Below are 9,262 nucleotides of genomic sequence, written 5' to 3'. Positions count from 1 at the left end.
CTTAAAGCATACTATAGTTAAACAATTTTGCGCCTTTGCGAAAAACCAATCATGAATTTTTTTTGCCCTTTTTGTGGTTAAAGAAAAATCATTTTAAACAAACTTTATCAAAAATTTAACAATTATGGTTTTCCTTATTAAAGGAATTAAAAAAACAATTATTTTCGTAATATAATTAACAACAAATAAATGCAAATTATGAAAAAGCTCTACACGAATGCATTTCTTATAGGCGCCACAGCTTTACTTTCTGCTCAGGAAGTGGTATGGCAAAAAGACATCAAATCATCTACCCAGGATTTCCTTTCGCAGGTCACTACAACGGTTGACCAGCAATATCTTGTTACGGGTAGCAGTATTCAGGCAGCAGGTAAAACTGCAGTGTCATCGGCAGGCTCAAGCCAAAATCATGGTTACGATTTTCATTTAGTCAAACTCAATCAGCAGGGTGAAGAAGCCTGGGAAAAGTATTTCTCGGGACAAAACCATGACTTTCTTTCGGCAACTGTGGCAACGCAGGAAGGCGGATTTCTCGTGGCGGGTACGTCTTTTTCAGGTAAAGGTTTAGATAAAAAAGATGCTTCTAAAGGAGGATCCGAYATCTGGCTGATCAGAATCAACGAATTCGGAGATGAATTGTGGCAGAAAACTTTGGGAACCTCGCAGGATGAAGAAGCCAGATCGGTAATTCAGACTGCTGATTTTGGTTTTATGGTCGCCGGGAATGTTCAAAATGCAGCCAACGGTTTCGGATCCAAAGATGTGACGGTTACAAGACTTGATAAAAACGGAAAAGTTGTTTCAGAATTAATTTTAGGCGGAAGAGGATTGGATGAAGTTGAAAAGATGATCCCGACTCCGGATGGAGGAGCGTTGTTGGGAGTTTATTCGAGAAGTTCCGGGTTCCGAGTTTCGGGTTCCGGGTCGCATGATTCGGGTTCCGGTAACGAAACCTCGAATCCCGTATCACGAACCTCCAAATCCAGCCCTAACTTCGGTGAAGGTGACTATTGGATAATCAAGCTCAGCAAAGACAACAAAATAGAATGGGAAAAGAATTTCGGAGGTAAAGGTGATGATCATTTAAGAACGATGGTTTTTACTTCTTCGGGTTACATTATTGGCGGAGAATCGAGATCTGAAAAGTCAGGAAACAWGACCGTAGGAATTGAGGAAGGAACCGATGTATGGCTGATCTCTTTAAACACAAAAGGTGAAGAGCAATGGCAGAAATCGTACAATTTCAAGAATCGTGATATTCTGATGGGGATGAATGTGATTAATRAGAGCCAAGATAAAAGAGAAAAGAATAAAGATGTCATCCTGAGCGGAGCAGAAGGAACTAAAGGCATATTGCTGGGCGGATACACGCAAGCGGAAGGAAGGATTGAGGCTGATGATGAAACTTTCTGGATGATGTACATTGATAATGACGGAAATGAGCAGTGGCGAAAACACGTAAAAGGTGAATCGAGAAAGAAAGAAGAAAGGCTATCTGATCTGAAAATGAATAAGGACGGTTCAATTGTTTTGGCAGGAACAAGTGCCGAAGAATTGGGTAAAGAGAACTGGAAGATCGTTAAACTTGGAGATTCTCAAATTGATCAGTTGATCGAGAAACAGAATATCAAGATCTATCCTAACCCTGTTTCAGATTACTGTTATGTTGAAATAGGGTTTGAAGAGGGAAGCTGGAAGCTGGGTGACGGGAAGTCTGAAGCTGAGATCATTATTTATGATATGGGCGGAAGACAATTACAAAGCCTGAAAACAAAGAATAAAGTGACAAAAATAAATACGCAGAACCTGATTCAGGGAGCCTACCTGGTTGTGGTAAAAACGGATGATGAGAAAACTGCAAATGCTAAACTGATTAAAAAATAAAACACAATGAAGAAAACAACAATTTTATTGGCAACGATGTTTCTAGGAAACGTATATGCTCAAAATAGTAATTCAGAAATTCCTGAAATCTTTCCTCCGAAGGCTTCGGTAGCCTCACTTTTAAGGATGGATCAAATCCCTGTTAATTTATCAACAGGAATTCCTGATATTTCACATGCTATCTTTAATGTTCCGATTGATAATATATTATCCTACAATATGAAAATCTCTTATCATCCTTCTCAGATAAGAGTAGAAGAAATAGGTTCTGAACTTGGAGTGGGATGGAGTGTTTCTGATGTAGGAATGATTACAAGAACGGTTAATGGCCTTAATGATGATAAAGCTTTGTGGGGAATTTTAGATAATCAGGTTTTGAGTTATGGATTTGATGGATATATATCAGCCAATACCAATAATTTCCTTAAAAAAAGATTATATGAATCGGTTTATTCGGGTCAGTATGATACATTGAGCGATGAATATATGTTCAGCTTTTTAGGAAATAGCGGAAAGTTTGTATTTGCTTATGAGAATGGAGTATACATTCCTAAAATTTTCGGGACTGAAAAAAAGTACAAAATACAATATGAAAGAGATTCTAATCTTAAACATCTCAAATCTTTTACAATCATTGATGATAAGGGATATCAATATATTTTTGATCTTTTTGAATCTGATACGAATATTGTGACATCTTCTATTGTTTCCCAGATCGCGCACACGACTAACATGCCTCTTACACCCTTTACAGAGTATAAAAATAACTGGCATTTAACAAAAATAAAAGACCCATCGAATAATGAAGTGTTTAATGCGGAATATGAAACGTATAATTTTCCTGATTCTACAATTAGAAGTACAGAATATAATCATATAATTGACCCGAATGTAAAAGACGATCTCAGATATAGGATTCAAAATCTTCATCATACAGATTACCTTCAACCATTATACAAAACTGATATCATTACTAAAAAAAATAACACCTATAAATTAAAAAAAATAACGATTCTGGACAGAGCGGTTATCAATTTTGATAAAACATCAATTAACGGGAATAATTTTTTAGATAAAGTTAAGTTGTATGATGCTCATAATCATCTGGTCAATTCATTTAAGTTCAATTTTAATACATCAGGGACTAAATTTGTTTTAGGAAGTATTGTAAATGAGCAGGACAGCAGATTAAACTACTCCTTTCATTATAATGGAGCACTTCCTGATAGTGATTCTTATGAAAAAGATAACTGGGGGTATTACAACGATAATAATTATACAGGTTGGTTTGATGTTGAGCAGTCTGAAATGAATCCTTCCGGTGCCGATAAAAGGACTAATCCTCTTGCTATTGCCGAAGGAATTCTTCAGTATGAGATCTCTCCTACAAAAGGAGTGAAAGAATATGTATGGGAAGCTAATACCTTTTCAGATATTGCAACAAGCACTATTGAATATTATGATATTCCTGAAAACAGAAACTATAATTCAAGTATTTTTGATAAAAATATTTTTAATAATCAACCAACAGAGGAAATATTTTATATAGATAATCCGCAAAATGTTATTGTAAATTTTAAAGCCACGCAATATTCATATCTCAACGATATCAGACCCTATACTTTACAGATTACACCTGTAAAATGTGATGTGCCTTATGACCCGAATGTTTTATTGCCAGATCCTTCCTCCTGCTATGAAGAAACGTATGCCAATACCGGCGGAATTACGAGAGGTAAGTATTATATGAATATAGATACAGGCACTTCAAAACAGATTTCTTTTTATGGTAAAGGCCTTTATAAAATTTCATTTATTTCTAATGGAGATTTACAATATAGTTCTGTGAAGTATAATATTGAAATTGCAAAATATTCTTTAACAAACTTTTATAAATACCTTTATGGTGGTGGAGTAAGAATTAAACAAATCAACTTTTGGGATAAAGTATCTGATATGAGCCTGGTCAATCAGCCCAAGCGTTATTTTCAATATTTATATAATTCTTTTAATGACTCATCAAAATCCAGTGGTGTGCTTAACAATAAGCCTGTTTATGTATATGAAAGAACCGTCAAAGAGAGCGATAATACCCCATGTACTAATTCTGTTGGCGGTTATGATCATTTAACAACATTTTACGGAGATGTGAATTATCGTACCTATAACAATAATGCGATTGTGCAAACAGCAAATCTCAACAGTTCTTTTGTAACCTATGCAAACGTAAAAGTAATTGAATCTGAAGGATATACCAAAAATTATTTTACCACACCATTAGACTATAATGATTATGACCCGCTAAATTATAATTATCCGTTTTTGCCTACTAAAAATCCTGAGAAAAAATACGGGTTGATCAATAAATCTGAAGTTTATAACAGTACCAACGGACTTTTGAGAAGAGATGAATATATATACAATCTCGTGGAATCCGAAATTTTTACAGGAGCGAAAACATATATTTCGGGTAATGGGGGATGCTTTGTTAAAAACTCTGCGATTTCAAGATTAATGAATACCTATGAAGATTATTTAACTCTTACGGGAAATCAAAACCATAATGTTGGAGGTTCATGCGGTCTGATTGGCGGGTGCGGAGAGTTGTCTTCTGTTTTAGATTCGAAGCCCATATACAAGAAAAATATTATCCCATTACTTCAGCAGAAAAAAATATCAGAATATTATCCGGGTAAAACTTCTGAACAGTTCACCACTTATACCTATAATGCTAATTACGATATAAGTAAAGAAATCAGACACCAAGCTGATCTTTCTTTAACAGAAACCAATTATAAATATGCAGCTGAAAAATCTAATACCAAACTGCTAAATGCTAACATAGTAAGTACTCCGCTGGAAACATCGGTAGTGGAAAGATTCGGTGCTTCGGATCCCGGAACCTTAGTTTCAAAAACGGAAACGAAGTATGATGATGCTTCCCATTTGTTCCCAAGCTCTATACAATCATATACTATTAACAATGAAACGCCTTCTACCCAGATTACTTTCAACCTGTATGACAGTAAAGGAAATCTTTTGCAGTATACTACGAAAGATGATATCCCGACTGCTATTATCTGGGGTTACAACAACACCCAGCCGATTGCGAAAGTGGAAGGAGCTAAACTTTCAGATATTCAGCAGTCTCTGATTGATACAATTGTTAATTCTTCCAACTCAGATGCTTCCAATTCTGCCAATGAACCTGCACTCATCACAGCTTTGGATAACTTCAGGAAAAATTCTGCTTTATCAAGCTATCAGATCAGTACGTATACTTACGATCCTTTGATTGGCGTAACAACGGTTACCCCGCCATCAGGAATCCGGGAGATTTACAAATACGATTCCACCAACAGACTGGAAAGCATCAAGGATGTTAACGGCAAGCTGTTAAAAGAATTCAAATACAATTATAAACCATAAAACTCAATCATGAAAAAAATATTAATTCCTATAGGAACCTTGCTGTTGTCTGGTTTATTCCAGGCGCAGCTGACTGCGACCGAAAACTATGTGTATTCGAAGACTTATCTCTCCGACCCTACCCTCTCCAGTCCTAAAACCTCAGAAACCGTTCAGTACTTTGACGGTCTGGGAAGACCGAAGCAGGTGGTGAATATCAAAGCCTCCCCATTGGGAAAAGATGTAGTGACGCATATTGAATATGACGGGTTCGGAAGACAGGTAAAAGATTACCTCCCTGTTCCACAATCCAATAGCCTGAACGGAGCAATTGTTCCCAATCCGCTTTCCAATGCGGCACAACCCGAAATTTACGGCTCAGAGAAGATTTATGCTGAGAAAATTTTTGAAAAATCACCATTAAACAGGATACAGCAACAGATACAGGTGGGAAATGATTGGTCGGGTAAACCTGTGCAATTCGGCTACGATATGAACGTTAGTGGAGAAGTAAAAAAATACAGCACCGGAACGGTTTGGGAAAATGGCGCTTCAAAATCTGAAATCAGTGTGGCGGAAACTTATGGCACAGCCCAACTCTATAAAAATGTTGTTACTGATGAAGACGGGAACAAAACCATAGAATTTAAAAATGGGAAAGGACAAACCATTTTGGTGAGAAAAGTGCTGAATACCACAGAAAATACAGATACGTATTATGTGTATAATAAATATGGTCAATTGGCATTTGTCATTCCGCCACTAGCCTCGGCTGCAGCTTCCATCTCAACCTCAGATCTTGATAACCTTTGCTATCAGTACCGTTATGACGACAGAAACAGATTGGTAGAAAAAAAGCTTCCCGGAAAAGGCTGGGAATATATGGTCTATGATAAAGCAGACCGATTGATTTTTACGCAGAATGCAGTAATGCGCCCATCAGGAAAATGGCTTTTTTCCAAATACGACAAATTTGGGAGAGTCATTATAACGGGGATTTTAGAAGGAACAAACAGGTCCGACATGCAGAATATGATAAGCAATCTTTCTATTACCGAAAACAGAGATACGGCAGGTTTTACCAAAAACGGAATACAGATTTATTATTCCAACAATATGTTTCCTTATCTAGAAACGGTTTTGTCGGTTAATTACTACGACACTTACCCTTCTTACAGCTTCAACCCTGCTTTTCCTTCTGCTATCTACGGAAAAACAATCTTAACCGATAACGCGGCAATCGGAAAAAGCACTAAAAGCCTTCCTGTAATGACTTTGGTAAAAAACATTGAAGATGACAGCTGGACGAAAACCTACACTTATTATGACACCAAAGGAAGACCTGTAGGGAGTTTTGCCATCAATCATCTGGGAGGTTACACCAAAACAGAGTCTGAGCTCGACTTTGCCGGCGCAGTATTGCAGACTAAAACTTTTCATAAAAGATTGGCCGCCGATGCCGAGAAAATAATTACCGAAACTTTCACGTACGATCATCAGAACAGATTGAAAGCCCATAAGCATAAAATTGATAACAACCCCGAAGAAATTTTAGCTCAGAATGAATACAACGAGTTGTCTCAGCTTACAACCAAAAAAGTTGGCGGAACAACTTTAGGAAGCGGCCTTCAGACATTAGATTACCAATACAACATTCGAGGTTGGATGACCAAAATCAATGATCCTAGCAATCTTGGAAGTGATTTGTTTGGCTATAAGATCAAATACAATCAGGTGGAGGGATTACAAACGCCCGATACCTCAGATCCCGCTTTGCAGGTTCTTCCCAGATACAACGGTAACATTGCCGAAGTAGACTGGAAAACAGGAGCCACCAGCAATGAATCTCTGAAAAGATACGGCTATGTTTATGACGGTTTGAACCGTTTATCGGCAGGATTTTACCAGAACGACACCAATCCGTCTCTTAGAGAATATTATGAGAAGGTAACTTATGATCTGAACGGAAATATCRAAACCATGAAAAGAACAGCCCAAAGAATGGGCGCAACTGCTTTGCTGATCGACAACCTTACGTATCAGTATGAAAACAACAATACAAGCAACCGACTGCAGAAAATAAGTGATGCGGTAACTTTGTCTCAGGGTTTTCCCTACAAAGCAGCTCCTGCCAATATAGGATATGACAATAACGGAAACATGACTTCTTTTACCGATAAAGGCATTTCATCAATTCAATATAATTTTCTAAATTTACCCAGACAGATCACGCAGAACTCGAAAACTACGAATTATGTGTACCGAGCAGACGGCGTAAAAGTGAAGAAGCTCTTTGGAACAGTGCAGACCGATTATCTGGATGGTTTCCAGTATAAATTTACCAATGCATGGGAAGATGAAACAGGAATGATGATGAATGATGAGATGAGACTTAGGATTATCCCCACTTCGGAAGGTTATTTTGATGCTCTGCGAAACAGGTATTTTTACAACTATACCGATCATCTGGGCAATGTAAGGTTAAGCTACAGCGATGCTGATGGAAACGGAGTGGTAACAGGAGACATTGTAGTAAATAATTGTTATAATACACCCGATGGACAGATGTGTAACAATTACATCATCACCGGTGAAGCTGAAGGTGTAACAAATTATTATCCTTTTGGAATGATGCACAATGCTCAATATTATAATTTTGAAAATACTTATAATTATAAATACAACGGAAAGGAGTTGCAGGAGACCGGAATGTATGATTATGGTGCAAGGTTTTATATGCCGGATATTGGTAGATGGGGAGTTGTAGATAATAAAGCTGAAAAATATGTTTCTCTTTCCCCACATCACTATGCTGGAAATAATCCCATATTATATATTGATATTGATGGAAATGAATTTACCGAAGATGCATGGGAATGGGTAAATAAATTAATTAAAGATATTGATTCAAAACAGAGCAAAAATAATTCTGACATTGCGAGATTAAGAGCTAAAATTGAATCTGGCAAAATGGGAGAAAAGGAAATAAAAAGATTAACTAATAGAATCGCAGGTCTAGCAGCAAACAATACGGAATTAGAAGGAGTACGAGGAGAAATTAATACTTTATCTGCTTCAAATCAAATATATGATGTTGCTGAAACAAATTTGTTAAGTGATTCTAATTCTAAAGTTGGCGCATTAGGTTTTAATTTTAAAAATGGTAAGGTTTATGTATTAATGCCGAGCAATGGAGGTACAGATTTATTTTCTCATGAATTAAAACATGCTTATCAGTTTGAAACGGGAGAAACCGGAATGGTGACGAAAGAAGAAAACGATAAAGGAGTTCTGTTTCTTGGAGATAAATCTGATGAAGTCGAAGGTTACGAGCGAGGTAAATTATTTGGACAGCGTGAAACTTATACCATAAATACTTTACCAGAAGTTTATAAAGATTTACCTGCTGGTCCAATAAATGTTAATAATCATCCAGAGATTTCAAGAGTAATGAAGCTACCTCCTGCACAGCAGAAACAAGCGCTTCAAAATATAGCAAATAAAGGAAGAGCATTTCGTGTTAATGGTCAAACATATTATAAAAAATGAAAAAAATAATAATTTTATTAGTAATTCCTTTATTATTTAGTTGTCAATCAAAAACAGTATTAGGAAAATATGAAAGCAGTTGCTATTCTATAGATTCTCCAAGTACGATACTAAACTTACAAAAGAATAATAGATTTATTTTAATTTATCCAAGTTCTGTTGAAAAAGTAATCGGTAATTGGAAAACCAATCAGGATACACTAATTTTAAATTCACAATTTAGTGTTTCTTTAACAGATCGGGACAGTACAACTTATAAAAAGAAATACTTTTTTTTAGTTAAAAGTAAAAAGCTAATCAATCTCGAGAATAAGAAATGTTTTATGAAACTTACAAAGCAATTTATAAAATAGTCATAATTCTATAGTACTAGGTAATGTATCAGAAGTGTTGGTTTTCTTTATTAATCGATGTTTAGGAA

General features: G+C 36.2%; 4 protein-coding genes. All 4 read left to right on the top strand.

Annotated elements, in window-relative coordinates; translation table 11 throughout:
* The first annotated feature begins 198 nt into the window (after positions 1 to 198).
* Genes AB4Y90_RS11420 through AB4Y90_RS11405 form a run of 4 tightly spaced genes read left to right on the top strand, consistent with a single transcriptional unit; the run spans position 199 to position 9,194 of the window.
* Positions 199 to 1,884 (top strand): T9SS type A sorting domain-containing protein, encoded by a 1,686-nt coding sequence (locus AB4Y90_RS11420; protein ID WP_441557709.1) that lies wholly within the window; start codon positions 199 to 201, stop codon positions 1,882 to 1,884.
* 6 nt (positions 1,885 to 1,890) lie between these two features.
* Positions 1,891 to 5,313, top strand: a complete 3,423-nt coding sequence (locus AB4Y90_RS11415) for a hypothetical protein (protein ID WP_441557708.1) — start codon at positions 1,891 to 1,893, stop codon at positions 5,311 to 5,313.
* Between the two features lie 9 nt (positions 5,314 to 5,322).
* Complete coding sequence (locus AB4Y90_RS11410) at positions 5,323 to 8,841, top strand: DUF6443 domain-containing protein (protein WP_441557707.1); 3,519 nt, start codon at positions 5,323 to 5,325, stop codon at positions 8,839 to 8,841.
* Positions 8,838 to 9,194, top strand: a complete 357-nt coding sequence (locus tag AB4Y90_RS11405) for a hypothetical protein (protein WP_441557706.1) — start codon at positions 8,838 to 8,840, stop codon at positions 9,192 to 9,194. The genes AB4Y90_RS11410 and AB4Y90_RS11405 overlap by 4 nt, the downstream gene beginning before the upstream one ends.
* Positions 9,195 to 9,262 lie beyond the last annotated feature (68 nt).

Source organism: Chryseobacterium sp. 2TAF14 (genome assembly GCF_052115105.1).
Lineage (GTDB): Bacteria > Bacteroidota > Bacteroidia > Flavobacteriales > Weeksellaceae > Chryseobacterium.
Note: the sequence above shows the minus strand (reverse complement) of the source record. Positions and strands in the feature narration are given on the sequence as shown.